This is a genomic window from Rhodoferax lithotrophicus (assembly GCF_019973615.1).
In the GTDB taxonomy this organism is placed as follows: domain Bacteria; phylum Pseudomonadota; class Gammaproteobacteria; order Burkholderiales; family Burkholderiaceae_C; genus Rhodoferax; species Rhodoferax lithotrophicus.
Map to the genome: position 1 here is coordinate 3006691 of NZ_AP024238.1, position 22310 is coordinate 3029000.

Genomic DNA, 22310 nt, shown 5'->3' on the forward strand with positions numbered 1-22310 from the left:
GCTGGCGCTGAGATCTTTATCTGCCACTGAGCGTCAGACGGTTTTTTCGGGTGGCATCAGACCCTTCTGCTGGTGCCACTTCTGATAACAATCCGGGCTGCAAAAATGCACAACATAGTCCTTGGCCTCAGGAACGATGGCCTCGGACAAGGGAATTTCCTTCATACACACGGCGCAGGCAAGGTGTACCGGTGGAGCCGAAGGGCCTGATGGGTTCATGGCGTGATTCATTAAGGTGGACTCCAGAGGTCAAGCAAACATCAGCGGCGTTCCCAAGGAAAGCAGGTGAGATATGTGGACTATGGCCTCGCTGACGTGTGGTGTCTGTGCGCTGTCGAACCGACACGCCATGCCTTTCCCAGCGTCAATACGGTGTATGCAGCACACACACTCCACCGCGGCACATCTTGCCGCCATAGCCGCTATAGAGGCATCGACAAGAAGCACGGTTCGGCAAGTCGTCCTGATGGAAGGGACTAGCCCTTCAGCCGTTGACGTTGACGTTGACGTTGACGTTGACGCTGATATTCTGGAGCCATGTGTTGCACGTCCTTTGCCGGAAGTTTCTCCTGCGGCTGATGAGTCAGATTTCCCGGAAGCCCATGAAGACCCGGCGCAATCAGAAGAGTTGGAGAGGCAACAAGATGCGTAAGGGTGAACACACGGATCAGCACCAGAGCTGGAGTTCAAGACAAGCATGACTGGAACCTACATCGGCCATCTGGCCCAGAACGACCCGGTGCTGAGTTTTCTGCAGCATGACCTGCAACAGAAGATTGAGGGAGCCACGGATACCTCGTCTTACCGGGTCTTCAAACTTAATGGCAGCAACGATGTCTACCTGTACCAAGACCGCACGACGGGCAAGAAGTTGATTGGCAAATTCTTTCAGACATCAAGCAAGCCGGATGCGGCCAAGGCGAACTTGCATCTGACGCGCGAGTTCGACAGTCTTTGCATGATGCGTAACACCGGCCTGACCGGCAGCCCCCACAACGTCGTCAAACCACTGGGGGTTAACCACGCGCTGAACGCCTTGCTGATCACCGAGTGTTTTGAGGGAAAGTTGCTCAGCGTTGTCATCCTGGACGCAATTCACAGCGGGGACTCGGCTGAGCTATATGCCAAGCTGACTGCGCTGGCTTACTTTCTCTCGCAGTTTCACAATCGAACCGCCACCGGGGTAGGGGTCGATTTTCAGCAGGACTGCAACTATCTGGATACCCTGATCGCTCGCCTGCTGGCTGTCAAAGCCATCAGCGGCCATGAGGTCTCAGAATGGCATGGCTTGCGCGACCAGTGGCATCATCTGCCCAAAATGTGGCAAGACCAGCAAGTCACTGTGCATGGAGATGCGACCCCTGAAAACTTCATGTTTGGCACCGGCCTGGATGTCATGGCTTTTGACCTGGAGCGCAGCAAGCGGGCAGACCGTGTTTTTGATACGGGTCGTATCGCCGGCGAGTTGAAACATTTTTTCATGTGGGCCACTGGCGACAAACATGCCGCCGAGCCTTTTATTGGTCACTTTCTTTGGGAATATGCCTGCCATTTCCCGGATCGCAACAGCGCCTTTGCATCCATTACCGGCAGGACACCGTTTTACATGGGCATGACGCTGCTGCGTATTGCACGAAACAGTTGGGTCGATCACAACTATCGCCATCAATTGATCCATGAGGCCAAGGCCTGCCTAAGGAGTGACTAGATGAGTCTGAAAGGCCTTATTTTTGATATCAACGGCACGCTGATTGATATCCACACCAACGAATGGCACGACGACGTGTACCGCGTGATCAGCAATGTGTTGTCCTACCAGGGCGTAAAACTCAATCCTGACGTAGTCAAAGACCTGTTTTTCAGGACGATCAAGGAGCAAAAACAGGCCAGCGGTGAGCGCCAGGCGGAATTCGATGTTGTGGCTATCTTCCACCAAATCGTTGCGCAACACGCAAGTGATGTCACCCGGGCGCTGCCGCAGGAAAAACGCGCACAGCTTCCAAGGTTTCTTGCGGAGGTTCACCGGGCTGCGTCGCGGGAGCGCCTGCAGCTTTTTCCTGGGGTGCAGGACACCCTCCAGCAATTGCACAAACGCTACGCACTCGCCATCATTTCCGATGCACAGAGCGCTTATGCCGTGCCCGAGTTGAACACGGTGGGTTTGACAGCTTTTTTTGACCCCATCATCGTGTCAGGTGACTTTGGCTACCGCAAGCCCGATGTGCGCTTGTTTCAGACCGCCTTGAGCCGTATGGGGCTGGCCCCGTCGGAAGTGTTGTTTGTGGGCAATGACTTGTACCGTGACGTGCATGGCCCACAGAAACTCGGCATCAAGACGGTTTTTTTCCAGTCAGGCGACATGCCGCAAGACAAAAGCCGCACCAAACCCGACTACATCATTTACAGCTTTCCCGAGTTGCTCAACGCAGTGCGTTTCTTCGAGGATGGAGATCGACGGCAGGCAGATCGCTGATACCGCCATGCCATCCCTGCGGCTCCAAGAGCATCAAGACCGGACTTCAGCCTGCAGCGCCTTGCTGAGTTGATCCACCAGACCTGCCCAGTCGGAATCCTGCAGCAGCGATTCCCTGAGGAACTGGGCTTGCGCAGGTGTCCAATAGGGGGCATCCGGCAACCTCATGCAAGCTGACATGGCCGTGTGTTTGGCCAGAAATTCGGCAATGCTTTCGGCATCATCGGGCAACCCAAGCTGCGCAAATAACTCGCTAAAGTGGTGAATGGCTTTGTCCATGGTATTGCCTCCGGTAGGTGGGTTGATCAGACGCTGTGTTTTTTGACCCAGGCCACGTACTGATCCATCCAGCCTTGAAGAAATTCTTTGCTGGCGGCACCAATCTCACCGTGCTCATCAAACAAATTGTCCTTCGCCTGGATGAAGGCCTCGGGTTGTGCCAGCGTCGGGCAGTTCAGGTACGCCAGGATATTGCGCAAGTGTTGTTGTGCCAGCGCAGTGCCAATGGCTCCCACTGACACCCCCAGCACACCCGCAGGTTTGCCAGACCAGGCGCTTTGGCCGTAGGGGCGAGAAGCATGGTCAATGGCGTTTTTGAGTACACCGGGAATGGATCGGTTGTACTCCGGTGTCACGAACAGCAAACCCTGCGCAGCCTTGATGTCCGCTTTGAGCCGAAGCACAGTGTCTGCTTGATGGGCATCGTCGTCCTGGTTGTACAGCGGCAAATCTCCGATGCTGAGCTGTTTGAAGGTGACATCAGAAGGCGCAAGCTTGGCCATGGCATCGGCCAGCTTCCGGTTGAAGGAATCGCGGCGAAGGCTACCAATGAGAACGGCTATGTGAAACTGGTTCATGATTTTCTCCAAAAAGGGGCATGGTGCGCCAACATGTAATGGTTCACCGTGCGCTAACGAACGTACCGTGCGATACCGTCTGTCATAGCCGCGTGAGAGGGTGTGCCAGCGCACTGACGACCTCCATGGGGGGCTTCAACATGAATTTTCAAGCTCAATTTAACTGCAAAAGGAGACCCCGGTCCATGCAAACCATCAAACCCCTACAAGCATCCGGTGCCATTCACACGGACAGTCCACGCACCGTGTCCGACAGTTTTGGCTCGGTCAGCGTGCCCGCCGATGTGTTGTGGGGCGCCCAAACCGCACGCAGCCTGCAGTTTTTTGCCATTGGTGAGCAGCGTATGCCCATGGACATCATTCACGCACTGGCCTTGATCAAATGGGCGGCCGCTGGTGTCAACCGCGATTTGCAATTGCAGAAACCGGCGCTGGCACAAGCCATCGCCGCTGCCGCTGATCGGGTGGTGGCTGGTGAGTTGGATGCCGAATTTCCTTTGTCCGTCTGGCAGACCGGCTCCGGCACCCAAAGCAATATGAATGTCAACGAAGTGATTGCCAGCCTGGCGTCCCAGGCGTTGGCGCAGGGAACCGATGCCGCTCAAACGGTGCACCCCAACGACGATGTCAATCTGGGCCAATCGTCCAACGATGTGTTTCCAACTGCCATGCACCTGGCCGTTAGTCTGAAGGCCAAATTGGCGCTGTTGCCCGCGCTGGAAGAATTGCTGAGTGCGCTGGATGCCAAAGCGCTGGCGTTCGAGTCCGTCATCAAAATTGGCCGCACCCACCTGCAAGATGCCACGCCCGTCACGCTGGGCCAGGAGTTTGGCGGCTACGCGGCACAACTCCGGCTCTGCCAACGCAGCCTGCTGTTGGCGCTGGAAGCGGTGCACACGCTGGCCATTGGTGGCACCGCCGTGGGTACCGGGCTCAACACCCACCCAGAGTTTGGTCAGCGGGTGGCCGCCGCGCTGGCGTTACGGCTGGAGTTGCCACTGAGCCAAGCCGACAACCTGTTTGCAGCCATGGCTGGTCACGAAGCGCTGGTGGCGTTTCATGGTGCTTTGAAAATGCTGGCCATTGCCCTGACCAAAATCGCCAACGACATCCGCCTGATGGGCAGCGGGCCACGTGCGGGTTTGGGTGAATTGATGCTGCCGCAAAACGAACCCGGCAGCTCCATCATGCCGGGCAAGGTGAACCCGACCCAGGTGGAGGCCCTGACCATGGTCTGTGCCCAGGTCATGGGGCATGATGTGGCGATTGGGTTTGCCGCCAGCCAGGGGCAATTCGAGCTGAACGTCTACAAACCCCTGATCGCCCTGAACACCCTTGACAGCCTGCGCCTGCTGGCCGATGCCATGCGCAGCTTCTCCCGGCACTGCGTAACAGGTCTGCGGGTCAACCAGGCACGGGTGGATGCCCTGCTGCAAAGCTCCCTGATGCTGGTCACGGCCCTGACCCCCCACATAGGTTATGACCGTGCCGCCCAGATGGCCAAACATGCCCAGGCCCATGGCTGTACGCTGCGCGAAGCTGCGCTGGCCTGCGGTGTGGTGACCGCCGCGCAGTTTGATGCCTGGGTCAACCCGGCACAGATGTTGGGCCCATCCGCCCCAACGCTGTGAAAACAACACACGGCCGCCTTAACTGGCCCCCTGTGTTCGCCAGCGAACGGATGAACCATCTCATCGCGTTTACGCTGCAGTTTTAAAGGAAAAACCATGAAATACACCTTATTGATCTCCGCGCTGTTGGCCACCCTCAGCCTGGTTGCGTGTGAACGTGCCACCGTCGTCAACGTGCCTGTCCCAGTCGCGGTGCCCGGCCCCGCTGGCGCAACCGGTGCTACCGGCGCAACGGGTGGGCAAGGCGCTACCGGCGGACAGGGCGCAACGGGCAACGCGGGTGACCAGGGCCTGCAAGGTAACCAGGGTAATCAGGGCAACACGGGCAAAACCGGCAGTGGAACCACTGTCATCGTTGTGCCCCCCGCCTCCGCTCCAGCGAACTGAAGTTCGTCAGACCCTTCTCATTTCAGGAGCAGCTGATGCGCAGGGCACCATCGTTGGCAGCCGTATTCACGCTGGCATTCACCGCCTGTGCAGAAACGGCATCGACACCGCCAATACCTGGTTTCGGGGCGCTGCCCACACTGCCCGCGCCCCAAACCTCGCTGATTCCTACCGTCAACATCGCGCCAGCCATCGGCTGGCCTGAGGGCGGCTCACCTCGGGGTACACCAGGCACACAGGTCACAGCGTTTGCCCGCGACCTGGACCACCCGCGCTGGCTGTATGTGTTGCCCAACGGAGACGTGCTGGTGGCAGAAACCAACACGCCGCGTCAAACTGCGCAAACCCAAGGCATCCAAGCCTGGGTCATGGGTCTGGTGATGAAACGCGCCGGGGCAGGTGTACCCAGTGCCAACCGCATTACCTTGCTGCGCGACACCGATGGGGACGGTGTCGCCGATGTGCGTTCGGTTTTGCTGGAGGGCTTGAATTCGCCGTTTGGCATGGCCTTGGTGGGTCAACACCTGTTTGTTGCCGATACCGATGCGGTGCACCGTTTTGTTTATGCAGATGGCGACACCCAACTGACCTCCGCTGGCGTCAAGGTGGTCGATTTACCGGCCGGTGCCATCAACCACCATTGGACCAAGAACCTGATCGCCAGCAAAGATGGCCAAAAACTCTTTGTCACGGTGGGCTCCAACAGCAACGTGGCCGAACGTGGTATGGCGGTTGAAGCCGAACGCGCCGCCATCTGGGAAGTGGACATCGCCAGCGGTAGCCACCGTGTCTATGCCTCCGGCCTGCGCAACCCGAACGGACTGGCCTGGGAGCCTGGCAGCGCTGCCTTGTGGACAGTGGTAAACGAGCGTGACAACCTGGGCAACGATCTGGTGCCCGACTACCTGACCTCGGTGCAAGACGGTGCGTTCTACGGCTGGCCGTACAGTTATTTTGGCCAGCATGTGGATAAACGGGTGCAGCCGCCACGGCCTGATCTGGTGGCCCAAGCCCGGGTGCCGGATTACGCGCTGGGGGCACACACCGCCTCGCTTGGCCTGGCCTGGTCAGAGGGCAACACGCTGCCGCCGGCTTTTGCCAACGGCATGTTCATTGGCCAACACGGCTCCTGGAACCGCCAACCACACAGCGGCTACAAAGTCATTTTTGTACCCTTCCAAGAGGGCCAACCGCGTGGTTTGCCGCTGGACGTGTTGACCGGTTTTCTGAGTGAGGACGGCAAAGCCTTCGGCCGCCCGGTGGGTGTGGCCCTTGACAAACGGGGGGCCTTGCTGGTCGCCGACGACGTGGGTAATGTGGTGTGGCGTGTGCGAGCCCAGGATTTATAGCCAAACAAGCTTCTAGCACTTATAAATCAATCGTAAGAAGCTATTTTATTTGTAGCAAATTCAGAAAATGTTTTAACCGTTCTGATGGGTTGACCCTTGCCCGCCGAGCGCAGGCCGCCCTTCATTCCCGTGTGGGTTCGTTATCGAACAGACCTTTGCCAGGCTGGCCCTTAATCTGCAGCGTGGTCAGTTTGAATGTATCGAATGACCATGTTTTACTCACCAACCCAGGAGTTTTGATATGCCAGATTTCGGATCACCCTTTTCAGGCTTGGCCCACAACAAGAAGCTCACAGAGTCGGAACTCATCCGCGCCATCCGTTTTATGGTGGCCGCCGAGTATGAAGCCACCCAGATGTATGTGCAGCTCGCCGAGTCCACGGATCACCCGTTAGCGGTGAAGGTTCTCAAGGAAATTGCCGACGAAGAGCTGGTTCACGCCGGGGAGTTCCTGCGCCTGCTGCATGAGCTTGCCCCGGACGAAGCGCGGCTCTACGCCCAAGGGGCACGGGAAGTGGAAGAAAAAATGTAACAAATGAGGCTCTAGCGCTTTATCCACATGTGCTTAAAGCTACATTTTGAATAGCAAAATAGCTTTTCCTGTGTGCTTGAGTGTGTGCGGATTTTTATGCCTTTTGGGCTTGTAGTGCTTGTATGGATTGCGCAGGTAGCTATTGAATTGATAGTTTTGTAGTCCCCCCCTATCCCCCCGCCCTTTCCACCCCCGCCGGGGCGGAAAGGGAGCCTAACAGCCGTATTTGGCCTTGTGTATTGACGGAGGGCATACAACGCGAATGGCCAACGCAACGGTGAGGGTGTACGTCAGCCATAGCAAGTCTATGCGCTGGAGCGTTGTGGAGCGGTTTATCAGCGCGGGCATTTCCGAGTCCTCACACTGCCGCGTTGGCCGAAGCTTTGTCTGGCCTCAGTGAAGAGACGTGGCCAAATACGGCTGTTGGCTCCCCTTTCCGCCCCGGCGGGGGTGGAGAGGGGTTGGGGGTGAGGGGGGGATTACGAAAATCAGCCATCCCACCCAAGCTCATTTCCAACAAAGATCAGAGGTGTCAGGTTACGCCTGCAGCTAACCCGACCTACGGGGCTTGAATGTGTGCGGATTTTTATGCCTTTTGGGCTTGCAGTGCTTGTATGGATTGCGCAAGCAGCTATCAACTTAATAGCACTCACAAGAAGACAGAGAATCGCCGCCTGACGCTTGCAAAGGCAACTTCTTGCGCTCACTTCGGCCGGTTGACCAGAAACTGCGCCACTTGCGTCAGCACCTCCTGCACCGCCCGGTTGGCCGCAACCACGCCCCCTTGCGGGGTGTCGCTGGCCGCCACAGCTTCAGCGCTGAGTTCTTTCCAGGCCAACACTTTGCGGGTTTTTTCATCCGTCAGGTAAACACGCAGACGTAATTGCACCCGGCTCGGGCTCATCTGAAAATTGTGCTGCAGTCGCAGGATGTCGGTGTTCAGCCGCAGGTCACCCGCCGCTGAGCCCGAAGCCAGTACCACGGCTGCAAAAGCCCCGGTTTGCTGGACTGCCGAAACCAGCAAGGGCCCCAACATACGCGCCGGTGGATCAACCCACTCACTGTGGGCAAAGTATTCGAGCTGATGGTCTTCACGCACATATACCATACGTTGGCTGTCAAAGCCCGAGGCGGCACGGGGCGGGCTGATGATGAGTGTCAGCAATGCGTCTGGCGTTGCACCTGGCACGGACGGGGTGGCAGGGCCAGGCACCGCATCAAGCGCATAAAACGCCGGTGGCGGTGACGAGGCCTTGCCCAGCACGCTGCAGGCGCACAGGCTCAAAACACTCAACGAAACCGCCAGTCCCCTGGCCCATCCCGCAACGGTCTGGACAGTGAAGATGCTCATGGTTTTTCCCCTGATTCACCTGGGCCGGCTGGCACCGGTGTATGGCCAAAAATAAGCCCTTTCGGATCGCGCCGGGTCTGCTCGGTCAACAAGCGCAGCGAACTGCTCAAGGTGCTCAGCTCACCCAGCAAGCGCTCCAGTTCAGGCAGGGTTTCTGTGCTGAAACGTTTGACATCGGTGCCCATCCCATCCACCGCCTTGCCTGTGCTGATGCTGGTTTTGGCAACCTCGATACCCATGGCTTGCACCGCGTCAGCGGCGCGCCCGATGCGCTCTGACAGCTGGTCGATGTTGGCACTGGCTTTGGCGGTGTTTTTCAAGGTCTTGGCAGCATCCAGCAGCCCGGCATCAATGCTGTCCTTGCGTGTGGCAACGGTACGCGCAATGACGGCGATGTCGGCCAGCGCGCTGCGAATAGCCGCCTGGTTCTCCTTGCTGAGCATGGCATTGATGTTGTTGGAGGTGTCGTCCAGCTTGGCCAGCACGCTGGAGAGCACATTCTCCAGCCGGGCCGAGAGGGAGGGCGCGGTTTGAATCACCGCATACCGCGCCCCGGTTTTGACGCGCAACAGCGGCGAGCTGACACTGCCACCACTGAGTTCCACATAGGCAATGCCGGTGAGGCCCTGGGTTTTCAGGATGGCGATGGTGTCCTCCTTGACCGGTGTACCTCGCTCAATGGCAAAAAACAAGTTCACGGTTTTGGGGTTCGCATGATCCAGTTCGATGGCCTGTACCTTGCCGACATCCACCCCGTTGTACTTGACCGGCGCATTCAGGTTGAGGCCTGCCACCGACTCTTCTTCCACCGCCTGGTACACGTCGTATTTGGTTTGCCAGGCCCCACCAGAGGCCAGCCACAGAACCACGGCCACCAGCAAGGCACCCAGGGTCAGTACAAAAGCACCCACCAGGGTGTAGTTCACTTTGGTTTCGATGATGGCTCCTTGGGTTGGGCTGTGGCTTGCACCTCGGCTGCACGTGCACGTGGGCCGTCAAAAAAGGGTTGGATGGCCGGGTTGTCCATCTTGGAAAGCTCCTCCATGGAGCCAATGGCCTGCACCTTGCCGTCGGCCAGCACCGCCACACGGTCGGTCACCTGCCAGAGCAAATCCAGGTCATGGGTGATCATCACAATACTCAGGCCGGATTGCTGGCGCAGTTTCAGCACCAAGGCATCAATACCTGCGGCGCTTTGCGGATCCAGCCCGGCAGTGGGTTCGTCCAGAAACAACAGCTCAGGCTCCAGCACCAGCGCCCGGGCCAGCGCGGCACGTTTCAGCATGCCGCCGCTGAGCTCCGAGGGGTATTGGCTGGCCACGGCCGCATCCAGCCCGACCTCGGCCAGCTTCTTGGCGGCAAGCGCATCCACCTCGGGGTCGCTCAGGTGGCGATGTTCGCGCAGGGGCAAACCAATGTTTTCCAGCACCGTCAGCGCACCAAACAGCCCGCCCTGCTGAAACAACACGCCAAAACGTTGCCGCAGTGCCAGGGCAGCGTCATCGGTGATGTGGGCCAGATCCACGCCCAGCACCTTGATACGGCCCGCATTCGGGATTTGCAGCAAAATCATCTCGCGCAACAGGGTGGATTTGCCCGAGCCACTGCCGCCAATCACCGCAAAAATCTCGGACCGGCGTACTTCCAGCTCAACCCCATCGTGCACCACGTGGGAGCCAAAACGGGTCTCCACCTGGTGCATCTCCAGCACGGTATGAGGGGTGTCGGGTGGGTTGGGCATGTCACAAATCCAGCACACTGAAGGCCACGGAAAACAGCGCATCGGCCACGATCACCCCAAAAATCGACTGCACCACCGCCTGTGTGGTGTGCTGGCCCACACTGTCGGCACCACCGCGGGTGCGAAAACCCTGAAAACAGCCCACCAACACAATGATGGCGGCAAACACCGGGGCCTTGCCAAGCCCCACCAGGTAAGAGGTGACACTGACCGCTTTGGAAAAACGTTCCAGAAACTCGGCAAACCCCACCCCCAGCTGGGCCCGCGCCATCAACATGCCACCCCCTACACCCAGCAGGTCGGCAAACACCGTCAGCAGCGGCAGCGCCATCAGCAGCGCCAGAAACTTCGGCAGCACCAGCATCTCCTGCGGCGCGATGCCGATGGTGCGCATGGCATCAATTTCCTGAGTCACCGACATGGTGCCAATCTGCGCGGCATAGGCCGAGCCGGACCGCCCGGCGATGATGATGGCCGTCATCAAAGGTGCAAACTCGCGCAACATGGACAACCCCACCAGATCCACCACAAAGATGTTGGCCCCGTATTGGCGCAACTGGTCGGCCCCTTGGTAAGCCACCACAATGCCCAGCAGGAATGACAGGGTGCCGACGATGGGTAAGGCATCCAAGCCGCCGCTGCGCAGATTGAACAGAATCGGCCGCCAACGGATACGCGCCGGGTGCGCCAGCCAGCCCACAAGCGCCATAGCGCTCTCACCCACAAAGCCGAGCAGCGCAAGGGTCTGCACCCATGCCGCGTCTGCCCTGTGACCCACACGCTCCAGCATGGCGGGCTTTTGCGGGGTGGCGGCGGACTGTAGCGGGCGTTGGCTCAACGTCATGGCGGGTGTCCCCTCATGGCAGGTGCGCAGCCATGTCGCTTTTAATCACTTGGCGCTGCAGCAGGCAATTTTCGCGAGCAGGTCTGTCATTCAAGTTGTTGCAAAGCCAAGTCGCCTTGTTGTACGCGCTGACACTTTGCAAACGCAGCTCATTTTGTTTGACGATACCGCTTGTGACTTGATGGAAAGCCCCTAACAAGCCCAAAGCGACCACCATCAAAATCAGGCCCGGCCAAGCCGATACATCCAACCAGGTCAAACAAGCCTGCCACAACAGGTGCAAGCCAGACGGACGTATTGGAACGCTGCGCAGTGCGTTGTTTGAAGACATGGGGTTGTCCTTTTGAGAGATCAAGGGGGTCAGGAAAACACTGACCCATCACCGAATGAATCTCGGTAACACCCTCACTTTGACCTTGTTCAGGCGCGCTGTCGGTGCGCCAGCCAACATACTGTGGCAGCCAACCAGTGGCGGCCTGTAACCGGCTACGGCAACGCCCTGTCACTGGTGCCCAGGCGCAATGCCGCAGGCCGTGGACTACACCACATTCAACTCAAACCAGAACACGCTGCCCTCCCCCACCTGGCTTTGTACCCCCAGCTCCCCCCCCATGGACTGCACCAGCCGTTGGCTGACCACCAGGCCAATACCGGTGCCTTTGCTGTTACCGAGTTCCTGACCCAACCGATTGAAGGGCTGGAACAATTGCGCCAGCTTGTCTTCGGATAAACCGTCGCCCGTATCTTTCACGCTGATACGCAGGCGCTGTAGCGAAATGGGGCGGCAGGACACCGTGACCGTCCCCCCCGGCTGGTTGTATTTGATGGCGTTGGACAGCAGGTTGATGATGACTTGTTTGAGCCGGATCGGGTCGGCCTGCACGTTACACGCCGGGTCAAGCTCTGAAAAATGCAGCAGCACCGCGTTGCTGGCGGCCAATGGTTCAATCAGCGTCTGACAGTCCTGCAGCAAGAGGGCCAGTGGCACGGGCTCCATGGACAACGCCACCTTGCCTGACTCGATGGAGGCCAGGTCCAGAATGTCATTGACCAGCGCCAGCAAATACCAGCCGCCTTTGAGAATCTGCGTCAGACTGCCTTGCTGGCTTGGGGTGGGTGCAGGTTGGCCCGACTCCATGAGCTGGGCAAAGCCCAGAATGGCATTCAGGGGTGAGCGCAACTCGTGGCTCATGCTGGACAAAAAGTCAGACTTGGCCTGGTTGGCCTGGTCGGCGTTCTGACGGGCCTGAATCAGATTCTGGTTACTTTCCAGCAGAGCCGCTTCCAGACGTTTACTCTCGGAGATGTCACTCACAATCACACGCAGCGCCGGTGTGGGTGCGTCTTCAGGCACTGCGCTCACATTGAGTCTCACCCACAGCAACAGCCCATCACTTTGCAGCAACTGCAGCTCACAGGTTTGCGTCTGGCCGGTTTCCAGCAGCGCCCGGCGACATTGGTAATAACTGTCTTGCTGCGTTTTGACAATAAAACAACTCAAAGGTTTACCCACCAGCACACTGCGCGCCATCCCCAGCAGGTTGGCCGCACACAAATTGGCCTCCAGAATCAAGCCCTGAGCACTGACCGTGAGGTAGCCCACCGGGGCCAGGTCATACAGGTCAAAGTAACGCGCATTGGACACTTCAAGTGCCAGCTGCGCCCGGCGCAACTCTTCGTTTTGCAACTGCAGCTCAATCTGGTGCACTTGCAAATCGTGCATCAGTTGTGTGGTGTGTGTGGATTCGTTGATGATGACCGCCTTGCTATATAAATAAGAGCTGCTCACGCAATCAGTGCTTGCCTCAAAAGCATATTTTGTTGCCAATTTGTAATCCAGTCCGGCAAGGCTTGTGCCGGCATGGGCCGGGCAATGCCATAACCCTGCGCCAGTTCGCAACCCAGCTGTAACAGTAATTCACCGTGTGCCGGGGTTTCTACGCCCTCGGCAATCACCTCACAATGAAAGGCCCGGCCCAAACCAAGAATACCTTCCAAAATACTCAGGTCGTCCGGGTCAACCAGCATGTCACGCACAAAACTCTGGTCGATTTTGAGTATGGCCACCCGCAGGCGTTTCAGATAGGTCAGAGACGAATAGCCGGTGCCAAAGTCATCCAGAGCAAAGCGAATGCCGAGCGATTGGCACTCTTCAATCACCTGGGAGGCACTGCCCACGTCTTGCAAGGCGCTGTTTTCAAGTATTTCCAGCTCCAGCTGCCAGGGTTGGACGGTAGGGTGAAGGGCCAACAGCCCTTTTAATCGCTCCACAAAATCGGTTTGCAGCAGATGGTAGGCATCCACATTCACACTGACCACCATCTCCAAACCCTGGGCCTGCCAAAGCTCAATCTGTGTCAAGGCTTGGTGCATGACCCACTCGCCAATGTGGATAGCCAGTGGGTGGTCCTCAGAGACCGGCAAAAATGCCGCCGGGGCCAGCAAACCCCGCTCGGGATGTTGCCAGCGAATCAGGGCTTCAACCCCAATCACCCGTCCCAGGCGCAGGTTCACTTTGGGCTGGTAATACAACACCAGTTCATGCTGGGCCAGCGCGTGCTGCAAGCGTTGTTGGTCAAGATGCCGGTCACGCACAGACTGGGCTTGCTGAGCATCAAAAAAATGGTAGCTGTTTTTGCCCACCAATTTGGCCTGGTACATGGCCTGGTCAGCCTGACGCAGCATTTGGTCGCCACCAACCTCTTCGGCTTGTGGGTAAAAAGTAACCCCCAGGCTGGCGGTTACTTGCAGTTGTTGATGCTCAAATTCCAAGGGAAGGGCTGCGGCATCCAGCAAACGCTGCAACAGCATGTGGCAACTACTGGTGTCATTCAGGTTGTTGAGCACCGCCACAAACTCGTCGCCCCCCAGGCGGGCCAGACTGTCGCCAGGGCGCAGCGCCTGCTGCATTTGGTGCGCCACTGCAATCAACAGCTTGTCACCCACATCGTGACCATACTGGTCGTTGATGCGTTTGAAACCATCCAGATCAATATAGACCACCGCCAAACGCCCGCCACTTTGGCGCGCCTTCTCGATGGCTTGCTGGAGTTGATCGGCTTTGAGTTGGCGTTTGGGCAGACCGGTCAAGTCATCGTAATGGGCCAGGTATTCCAGCCGCTGCTGCGCTGATTTGAGTTGGCTGATGTCGCTGAGCACCAGACGCAGCACCGGTGTGCCGTTGTCCGAGGCATGGTTGGCCTGGAGTTGCACCCACAAAAGACGGCCATCAGGGCACATCAGTTGCACCTCACACGTGCGGTTGCTGTCACCCTCAAGCAGCGGTTGTTGCAGCAGGTAAAAGGCCTGCTGATATTGCGCCGTCACATAACTGTGCAAAAAATGCTCCACCAAGGCACTCCGATGCACCCCGAGCATGGTGGCCACCGTCAGGTTAGCCTCCAGAATTCGACCACTCCCAGCCAGCGTGACATAACCTACCGGGGCCAGGTCATACAGGTCAAAGTAACGTGCGCGGGTGTGCTCCAGCGTCTCATGGGCCTGGCGCAACTCGTCGTTTTGCATCTCCAGCTCAATTTGGTGCACCTGCAGCTCATGCAGTAGTTTTTGAGCAGCTTGGGGCAAGGGCTCCCCGTCCTCCTGCGGCTGGAGCTTATAGGTGCGGTTGAACTCGATTTGGGCACGCTGGCGTAGCACGTTGGTGGACACAGGTGGCCGCAGGCTGGGCAGGGTCTCGTGCGTCTGGGGTTGTCTGATGGTACTCATGGAGGTTGGGTCACAGCAGGTTCTGTGTTGACATTGCACTCACGCTCGGTCGTCGCAATCGCATACACCTGACCCTGCTCATTCAGCAATGCTGTCGCCGTGAGTGAGATGTCCAGCACCCGGCCGTCCTTGGTCAGCCGCTGGGTCTGAAAAGGGGCCAGCGTGTGCGCCAGGCCAAGTTGCTGCACCTGGGCCAAGGCGTTGTTTTGTAATTTGGGAGGAATCCGCATGCGCACATTCATCTGCAGTGCTTCAGCCTCGGTCCAGCCGTACAGATGCTCGGCACCGGGGTTCCAGGCAATGGTGCGGCCGTCGAGTTCCTGCACCGTGATGGCATCGTGGGCATCACGCACCACCACCGCCAGACGCAGCAGGGCATTGGCTTTTTTGAGCGCCTCGCGCGTGCGCTTGACTTCAGTGTTTTCCACAAAGGTGATCACCGCGCCCTCAATCACATTGTCCAGCGTGCGGTAGGGCAAGATACGCAGGGTGTAGCTCTTGTCCTCATGAGTTTGTACATCTACCTCTTTGGGAATCAGGGTTTTCAACACGGCTTGTACATCGGCCACCAGGCTGGTGTAACCCACCAGGTTGCTGACAATATGTGCCATCGGGCGACCGATGTCGCTCAAAATCAGATTGATGATCTGGCTGGCGGCCGGGGTAAAGCGCAGGATGCGTAATTGGTGGTCGACAAACACGGTACCAATGCCGGTGCCAGCCAGCAGGTTGTTCATGTCGTTGTTGGCGCGTGACAAATCATGCACTTTGGTTTGCAGCTCGGTGTTGACGGTACTCAGCTCCTCGTTGATCGACTGCATTTCTTCTTTGGAAGTCTCCAGCTCTTCGTTGGTGCTTTGCAGCTCTTCGTTGACCGACTGCATTTCCTCGTTGCTGGACTTGAGTTCTTCGTTGGTGGTTTCCAGCTCTTCATTGGCCGCGTGCAGGTATTCTTCTTTGGCTTGTAACTCTTCATTAAGTTCGGCAATCTGGTCACTGACTTCCGGTGTCCATTTATCTGCACGGGTGGGCAGTGCAGGCGCGAGCAAAGTGGCTGAGGATGGACTGGCCGTGTCTGGCGCAGGCTCCAGCATCACCAGATACAGCGGTGACTCCAGCGCGGCGGCAGGGCCACCCAACACCGGGCACACACTCAGGTTCACCAGGGTGTGGTGGCCATTGGTTTTGACACGCACATGGGTTACGGCCATGGTGTCCCGGCTGCTGGCAGCTTTGTGCAAAGCCACCGTCAAATCACGGCGCAAGCCTTCACGGGCCATTTTCAGAATGTTGTTGATACCCGCCTCACCCGGCGCAGGTTCCAGGTACATGCCGGTACGCCCATGCAGGTAAAGGATGTCACCGTTGCCGTTGACCAGTGCCGCCGTAGGCGAGAGCTGCTGCAGCAGGGTTTGCTCGGTCAACTCACGTAATGACAGCTTGGGTGCCAGCGCGGTTTTGCCCACCATCTCGGGCTGGTTCAGATCACGCTCCATCAGGGGCGGTAAAAACCGGCCCAGCGCAGCTCGCTGGGCACCCTGAAAATCTTCTTTGCGCTGGTAAATCTTGGCCTTGCGTTCCAGCACGGTAAACAAGTCACCCCGTTCACCCGCGGTCTCGGAGGTTCCCAAAAACAACACCCCGCCGGGTTGCAGGGCATAGTGAAACAGCGCGATCAGCTTCTTCTGCAACTCGGCACCCAGGTAAATCATCAGGTTGCGGCAGCTGATCAGGTCAAGCTTGGAAAACGGCGGGTCTTTGATGACATCCTGCTCGGAGAACACCAGCAGGTCGCGAATCCCTTTGTGTACCCGGTAGGCGCTGCCATCGGGCTCCTGGATGAAAAAACGCGCCAGGCGTTCAGGTGTCATGTTGTCCGCAATGCTGGCCGGGTACACCCCGGCACGCGCCACCGCAATGGCCCGGGCATCAATGTCGGTGGCAAACACCTGCACTTTGTAGCTGGCCTTGAGGTTTTCCAACTGCTCTTGCAGCAAGATCGCCAGGGAATACGCCTCTTCACCGGTAGAGCATCCTGTGCACCACACCCGCACCGCGCTGCCACTGGGTTTGCCCGCAAACAGCTTCGGGATCACCTGCGCCTGCAACACGGCAAAGGCCTCGGGGTCGCGGAAAAAATGGGTCACACCAATCAGCAAATCGTTGAACAGTGCTTGTACCTCCAGCGGGGTTTGCTGCAGGTATTTGACATAGTCCTCCATGGAGGCAATCTGGTGCACCGCCATACGCCGCTCAATACGCCGGCAAATGGTGCTGGGCTTGTATTGCGAAAAATCGTGCCCGGTCTGGCTGCGCAGCAATACAAAAATCTTCTTCAGCGCGTTTTCACTCTGGGGTGAGACCCTGCTGGCCGGGTGGAGCGGGTGATTCAGCGCGCGCGACACATAAGCCATGAGCTGGGTGGCCATTTCCGCCGGGGGCAACTCATAGTCCACCAAACCGGTGGCCAAGGCACTTTGCGGCATACCGTCAAATTCACTGGAGGCCGGGTTTTGCACCATCACCATACCGCCCTCGGCCTTGATGGCGCGTACCCCCAGCGTGCCGTCACTGCCGGTGCCCGAAAGCACAACACCAATGGCCCGCTCATGCAGGTCAGCCGCCAGCGAACGAAACAAAAAGTCAATCGGCAAGCGGTGGCCCCGCGGGGCGGCGGGCTCCAGCAGCTGTAGCGCGCCATTTAAAAATGCCATGTCGCGGTTGGGCGGAATGATGTAGGCGCAGTTGACTTGCACTGGCATGCCGTCTGTCACCTCCAGCACCTGCATACGGGTGCGCCGGGCAATCAGCTCGGTGAGCAGGCTTTTGTGATCGGGGTCAAGGTGCTGCACCAGCACAAAGGCCATGTTGGGATCGGTGTCGGCAGGCATGCCCGAAAAAAAGGCTTCGATGGCGGCCAGCCCGCCAGCCGAGGCACCTATACCCACAATCGGAAACGTGCGGCGCTCAGCAGCCGCTGGCGGCTGCGTCGTGACAGGCAGAGCCGCTGGCTGCACCAGGCTCGGCGTGTGCTTTGTGGGCATGCTAAATACTCCTTAATTTATAGCTACTTACGCAATAAGGACAAGCACTGTAGCCCTATTTAGCTCAAACAAAATACCAGCTTCATACGGATGTCGTGGCCGGGGTTGGAACATCAAAACACACCCCCTGGCTGTCATCGGCTTTGGCTTGGTACATGGCCTGATCGGCTTTTTTCAACAAGTTGTTGATGCTCTCAGTATCCCCCATAAAAATCACCACCCCAATGCTTAATGAGGTGTGATAGGCCTGCCCGTTCAGGCGGTAGGTTTGGCGCAGTGTTTTGTGCATTTTGCGAGCCATCGCCTGGGCTTGCTTGCTCGCCAGGGCAACGCGCGTGCTTAAGGCGTTCATCAGTACCACGAACTCGTCCCCGCCCAAACGCGCCACGGTGTCACCAGATCGGGCGCTGCCAAGCAGCCGTTGGCTGACCTGTAGCAACAAGGCATCACCGGCATCGTGACCGAGCGTGTCGTTGAGCTGCTTGAAATGGTCAATGTCCAGAAACATCAAGGCGCAGTGTCGGTGCGTGCGTGACGAGCTGAGTTGCGCTTGTCGCAAACGATCCAGCAGCAAGCGGCGGTTGGGCAACTGGGTCAAAGGGTCATGCAGGGCCAAGGCTTTGAGTGCCAGATTACTTTGCGCCAGTTGGGTGTACAGCAGACGCACTTCCAGCATGTTGTGGATGCGGGCCTTGAGCTCCACCATGTCAAACGGTTTGGCAATGAAATCTTTGGCCCCCGAGGCCAGTGCCCGCAGCTTGTGGCCGGGTTGTACCGTGATGGCCAGCACCGGAACATAGCCCTGATCTTCTGTCTGCTGCAAGTCAGCCAGGACCTGAAAACCGTCCATGCCCGGCATCTGCAAGTCCAGCAAGATCAGGTCAAAGTGCTGGTTGCGGTGTAATTCACACACGGCATACGGGTCACGCGTGCTGCTCAGATTGGTATAACCCACCTGGCGCAGCAACTGCTCCAGCAGCAGCACATTGGCTGGCTGGTCATCCACGATCAGGATGTGTGCAGCCAGAACCGCGGCTTCACTGAGCATCACGCTTCCACCTTGCCAAGCGCCGTGTCCGAACGGGTTTTGGCCAGCAACAGGCCTTGATCAAGCGCCGCCATGAATTCACTGACCCGGATGGGTTTGGTCAGGTAGCGCACAAAGCCTGCGGCCAGACCTTTTTCAATGTCACGTGGCATGGCGTTGGCACTCAGCGCCAGCACCGGAATATGGCGCGTGGTCGGGTCGTCGCGCAAAATTTGCAGGGCCTGCATGCCGCTGATACCAGGCAGATTGATGTCCATCAGAATCACATCCGGCTGGTGGGCCCGGGCCATGGCAATGCCACGCATGGTATCCTGGGCCCCGAGCAGGCGCAATTCAGGGCGGCGGGCAATCAGCTGCTCCACCAGCTCCATGTTGGCCCGGTTGTCTTCCACATACAGCAGCGTGCGCACCACCGTGCCGGCCTGTGCCAGCAAGGGCTCGGTCCCCAGCGGGGCATGGGCCTCTGGCAACCATTGCGGGGCATCCATCGCGTCCAGTTCAAACCAGAACGCACTGCCTGCGCCTACGGTGCTTTGCACGCCAATTTCACCACCCATCAACTCCACCAGGCGGCGGCTCACCACCAGGCCAATGCCGGTGCCTTCTTCCGCCCCACTCTCTTGGCCCAGACGGTTGAATGACTGGAACAACTGGGCTATTTTTTGCGGGGTCAAGCCCAGCCCGGTGTCGGTGACGCTGATGCGCAAGCGACCTGAAGGCTGGCGCACATAGCTCACTTCGGCCTTACCGCCGGGTTGGTTGTATTTGATGGCGTTGGAGAGCAGGTTGATCAGCACTTGCTTGAGCCGGGTGCGGTCGGCGTTGACAAAGCAGTCTGCATCCACCGGCGCAAACTTCAGGGCAATGCCTTTTTGCTCGGCTTGTGGGGCGATCATGGCCTGGCAGTCTTGCAACACGTCGTGCAGCGAGGTGGGTTCCAGCGACAGCGACAAGCGGCCAGACTCGATCAGCGCCAGATCCAGAATTTCATTGATCAGCTCCAGCAAATACCAACCAGCCTTGAGGATTTGGCCCACACTGGCCAACTGGGCCGGTGTGGGTGGGGGAACACCCGACTCCAGCAGCTGGCCAAAGCCCAGAATGGCATTCAGCGGGGAGCGCAGCTCATGGCTCATGCTCGACAAAAATTCTGACTTGGCCATGCTGGCCGTCTCGGCCACCTGGCGCGCGCCCTCCAACTCGATGTTTTTGTTTTGCAGCACCTGCTCCAGGCGGGTGCGCTCGGCCTCGATCTGCTTGCGGGCGGTGTTGTCGGTGCCAATCAACAGGTAGCCAATGATGGCGTTAGCCTCGTCACGCAAGGCCGTCACCGACACCACGGCCGGCAAGCGGCTGCCGTCTTTGCGGATGTAGGTCAGCTCGTAAATGTCTTCAATGCCACGTGCTGCCTTGAACACCAGCGCCTCAAAACCGGGGGTGATTTCGGTGGCCAGCTCCATACTCAGGGCACGCGCCCGCTCAATGACCTCTTGCGGGTCTGAAATATCGGCCGGGGTGCGGATGTTCATAACCTCGGTGGCGGCATAACCCAGCATACGCTCGGCCCCCACGTTAAAAATCTGGATCACGCCTTTGGCATCGGTGGCAATGCTGGAGAAATTGGCGCTGTTGAAAATGGCACTTTGCAAGGCCCCGGCCTCACGCAAGGCTTCCTGGGCCTGCTTGCGGGCACTGATGTCACGCAGAATGCCAGTGAAGTAATGCTGGCCACGCAGCGTCATCTCACTCACCGCAATCTCCAGCTCAAACGCCTGGCCATTCTTGCGCCGCCCCCTCACCTCACGGCCCACCCCCATGGCTCGGGCCTCATCACTCACGCCGAAATAAGCCAGCGACACGTTGCGCTGATCCTGGTCAAGCTCCGGGATCAGTTGGCTCAGGGGCTTACCCACCAGGTCTGCGGCGCTGTAACCAAACATGGCTTCAATGGCCGGGTTCACCGAGTCGATGATGCCGCCCTGGGCGTGAATGGTGACGATGCCATCCACCACGGTGTTCAGAATGGTTTGCACCAGGGCCGCGCTGTCGCGCAGTGTTTGCTGCACCACATATTCTTCGGTGACGTTGCGAAACACCAGCACCGCCCCGGCCACCAGGCCTGCCGCGTCACGAATCGGGGCACAGCTGTCGGCAATGTCGAACTCCCGGGCATCACGGGCTAGCAGCACGGTGTGGTTGGCCAGGCCCTGCACCGTGCCATGCGCCAGCGTCTGCGCCACCGGAATCGTGGCGGGCTTGCGGCTATCTTTGTTGACAATTTTGAAAACCTCGTCAATCGAGCGGCCCAAAGCCTCGGCCTGTGTCCAGCCCGTCAGCTCTTGCGCCACCGGGTTGAGCAGGGTCACGCAGGCGGCAGCGTCGGTGGCAATCACCGCATCACCAATCGAGTTGAGCGTGACGGTGAGCTTTTCTTCACTCACCCGCAACATCTGGTTGGTGTGTTGCAGTTGCAGGTTGATGGCTTCCCGGTCTTGCAGTGAGTGCTGGGTTTCAAGGTGCACCCTGTGGTGGAGGTGCTGATGCGGGCCCCGGTACAGCTGCCAGAGCACCCACATCGTGGCCAGCATGGCCAGCAGGCTCACGCCCACCATGACATTGAACAGGCGCTGCATGGCCACATCGTCCAGCCCCCCCATACCTTGCCTGAAAGCATGTATGCCGAGTTCAACCTGGCTGAATGACCAAAACAAAGCCCCCAGAGCACAACTGACCAGTACGACCAGGGCAGCCATCCACATCTGGGGCTTGTGCAAGGTTTTTTTGTCGGGGATAGGAGTCATGAACACGCTCGGTTTCTTGAAAAGTGAATCAGACCGAACGGAAATGCCGAAGGTTGAACTGACGCGCTCTTCTTATACGCCTATTCTTGGCATGAATGAGTTGGGTATCTGTACGTTGGCGCACAGAGTCAATCCCAACATCCACCAACAATGACTGTTCGCCCGTGCTGATTCAAACCACATCCGCACGATTTGACCCTTTATTGATTTGGAGAACATCCTCATGAAAACGACACAACAACTTTCCACCTTCCCCGCCCTGGTGCTGCTGGCGGCCTTGAGCCTGGGTGGCTGTGCAGGCATGACCGCGCAGGAAAAAGGCACCGCCACCGGCGCTGCCATTGGCGGCGTGGCAGGTAATGTGATGGGCGGTGGCCTGCTGGGCACCGCCGCAGGTGCCGCTGTAGGTGGTGTGATTGGCCACGAAGTGACCAAGCAAAAGTAAGCCTGCGTCCATCACACGCATGGATCACTGCGCACACGATCCGCAGTGATCCATGCGTGAACACAGTTACCCGAGCCCTCC

20 protein-coding genes are annotated in these 22310 nt (G+C 58.3%); 7 read left to right on the forward strand and 13 right to left on the reverse strand.

Annotated elements, in window-relative coordinates; translation table 11 throughout:
- Positions 1–33 precede the first annotated feature (33 nt).
- Entirely contained in the window at positions 34–219 is a 186-nt protein-coding gene (locus LDN84_RS13875) for a DUF3330 domain-containing protein (protein WP_223904038.1), read from the reverse strand.
- A gap of 478 nt (positions 220–697) precedes the next feature.
- Between LDN84_RS13875 and LDN84_RS13880 the strand changes: the two genes are divergently transcribed.
- Entirely contained in the window at positions 698–1708 is a 1011-nt protein-coding gene (locus tag LDN84_RS13880) for a phosphotransferase (RefSeq protein ID WP_223904039.1), read from the forward strand.
- Positions 1709–2473, forward strand: coding sequence for an HAD family hydrolase (locus LDN84_RS13885; RefSeq protein ID WP_223904040.1), 765 nt, complete (start codon positions 1709–1711; stop codon positions 2471–2473).
- Between the two features lie 33 nt (positions 2474–2506).
- Here LDN84_RS13885 and LDN84_RS13890 read toward each other — a convergent pair whose 3' ends face one another.
- Together LDN84_RS13890 and LDN84_RS13895 are read right to left on the reverse strand one after the other, a co-directional pair.
- The gene (locus LDN84_RS13890; protein ID WP_223904041.1) at positions 2507–2752 is read right to left on the reverse strand and encodes a DUF2789 family protein; all 246 of its coding nucleotides are present in this window, start codon (positions 2750–2752) and stop codon (positions 2507–2509) included.
- A 26-nt stretch (positions 2753–2778) separates the two neighbouring features.
- A complete protein-coding gene (locus tag LDN84_RS13895) occupies positions 2779–3330 on the reverse strand; it encodes an NADPH-dependent FMN reductase (protein ID WP_223904042.1) in 552 nt (183 codons plus the stop codon).
- Positions 3331–3515: 185 nt separating this feature from the next.
- Here LDN84_RS13895 and fumC point away from each other — a divergent pair, with 185 nt between their 5' ends.
- The 4 genes from fumC (at position 3516) to LDN84_RS13915 (ending at position 7229) form a co-directional block, all read left to right on the forward strand.
- Positions 3516–4961: a class II fumarate hydratase gene (fumC, locus tag LDN84_RS13900; protein WP_223904043.1), complete on the forward strand. Its 1446-nt coding sequence runs from the start codon at positions 3516–3518 to the stop codon at positions 4959–4961.
- Positions 4962–5057: 96 nt separating this feature from the next.
- Positions 5058–5348 (forward strand): hypothetical protein, encoded by a 291-nt coding sequence (locus LDN84_RS13905; protein WP_223904044.1) that lies wholly within the window; start codon positions 5058–5060, stop codon positions 5346–5348.
- Positions 5349–5383: 35 nt separating this feature from the next.
- Positions 5384–6697, forward strand: coding sequence for a PQQ-dependent sugar dehydrogenase (locus LDN84_RS13910; RefSeq protein WP_223904045.1), 1314 nt, complete (start codon positions 5384–5386; stop codon positions 6695–6697).
- A 241-nt stretch (positions 6698–6938) separates the two neighbouring features.
- The gene (locus tag LDN84_RS13915; RefSeq protein WP_223904046.1) at positions 6939–7229 is read left to right on the forward strand and encodes a ferritin family protein; all 291 of its coding nucleotides are present in this window, start codon (positions 6939–6941) and stop codon (positions 7227–7229) included.
- A 703-nt stretch (positions 7230–7932) separates the two neighbouring features.
- On the opposite strand, the gene LDN84_RS13920 is transcribed toward LDN84_RS13915, so the two are convergent.
- From LDN84_RS13920 to LDN84_RS13965, 10 genes are all read right to left on the reverse strand, one after another.
- Positions 7933–8580, reverse strand: a complete 648-nt coding sequence (locus LDN84_RS13920; protein WP_223904047.1) for an ABC-type transport auxiliary lipoprotein family protein — start codon at positions 8578–8580, stop codon at positions 7933–7935.
- Complete coding sequence (locus LDN84_RS13925; protein WP_223904048.1) at positions 8577–9506, reverse strand: MlaD family protein; 930 nt, start codon at positions 9504–9506, stop codon at positions 8577–8579. Before LDN84_RS13925 ends, LDN84_RS13920 begins: the two co-directional genes overlap by 4 nt.
- Positions 9503–10321, reverse strand: coding sequence for an ABC transporter ATP-binding protein (locus LDN84_RS13930; RefSeq protein ID WP_223904049.1), 819 nt, complete (start codon positions 10319–10321; stop codon positions 9503–9505). Before LDN84_RS13930 ends, LDN84_RS13925 begins: the two co-directional genes overlap by 4 nt.
- A gap of 1 nt (position 10322) precedes the next feature.
- Positions 10323–11165 (reverse strand): MlaE family ABC transporter permease, encoded by an 843-nt coding sequence (locus LDN84_RS13935; RefSeq protein WP_223904050.1) that lies wholly within the window; start codon positions 11163–11165, stop codon positions 10323–10325.
- A 13-nt stretch (positions 11166–11178) separates the two neighbouring features.
- Entirely contained in the window at positions 11179–11496 is a 318-nt protein-coding gene (locus LDN84_RS13940; protein WP_223904051.1) for a hypothetical protein, read from the reverse strand.
- Positions 11497–11703: 207 nt separating this feature from the next.
- Positions 11704–12954, reverse strand: coding sequence for a PAS domain-containing sensor histidine kinase (locus LDN84_RS13945; RefSeq protein ID WP_223904052.1), 1251 nt, complete (start codon positions 12952–12954; stop codon positions 11704–11706).
- Positions 12951–14891, reverse strand: a complete 1941-nt coding sequence (locus LDN84_RS13950) for a putative bifunctional diguanylate cyclase/phosphodiesterase (RefSeq protein WP_223904053.1) — start codon at positions 14889–14891, stop codon at positions 12951–12953. The genes LDN84_RS13945 and LDN84_RS13950 overlap by 4 nt, the downstream gene beginning before the upstream one ends.
- Entirely contained in the window at positions 14888–17935 is a 3048-nt protein-coding gene (locus LDN84_RS13955) for a chemotaxis protein CheB (RefSeq protein WP_223904054.1), read from the reverse strand. Before LDN84_RS13955 ends, LDN84_RS13950 begins: the two co-directional genes overlap by 4 nt.
- An 82-nt stretch (positions 17936–18017) precedes the next feature.
- On the reverse strand, positions 18018–18983 hold the full coding sequence (locus LDN84_RS13960) for a diguanylate cyclase domain-containing protein (protein ID WP_223904055.1): 966 nt from the start codon (positions 18981–18983) through the stop codon (positions 18018–18020).
- A complete protein-coding gene (locus LDN84_RS13965; protein ID WP_317134798.1) occupies positions 18983–21784 on the reverse strand; it encodes a PAS domain-containing hybrid sensor histidine kinase/response regulator in 2802 nt (933 codons plus the stop codon). The genes LDN84_RS13960 and LDN84_RS13965 overlap by 1 nt, the downstream gene beginning before the upstream one ends.
- 223 nt (positions 21785–22007) lie before the next feature.
- On the opposite strand from LDN84_RS13965, the gene LDN84_RS13975 reads away from it, so the two are divergent.
- Positions 22008–22229, forward strand: a complete 222-nt coding sequence (locus LDN84_RS13975; RefSeq protein ID WP_223904056.1) for a YMGG-like glycine zipper-containing protein — start codon at positions 22008–22010, stop codon at positions 22227–22229.
- Positions 22230–22310: the final 81 nt, after the last annotated feature.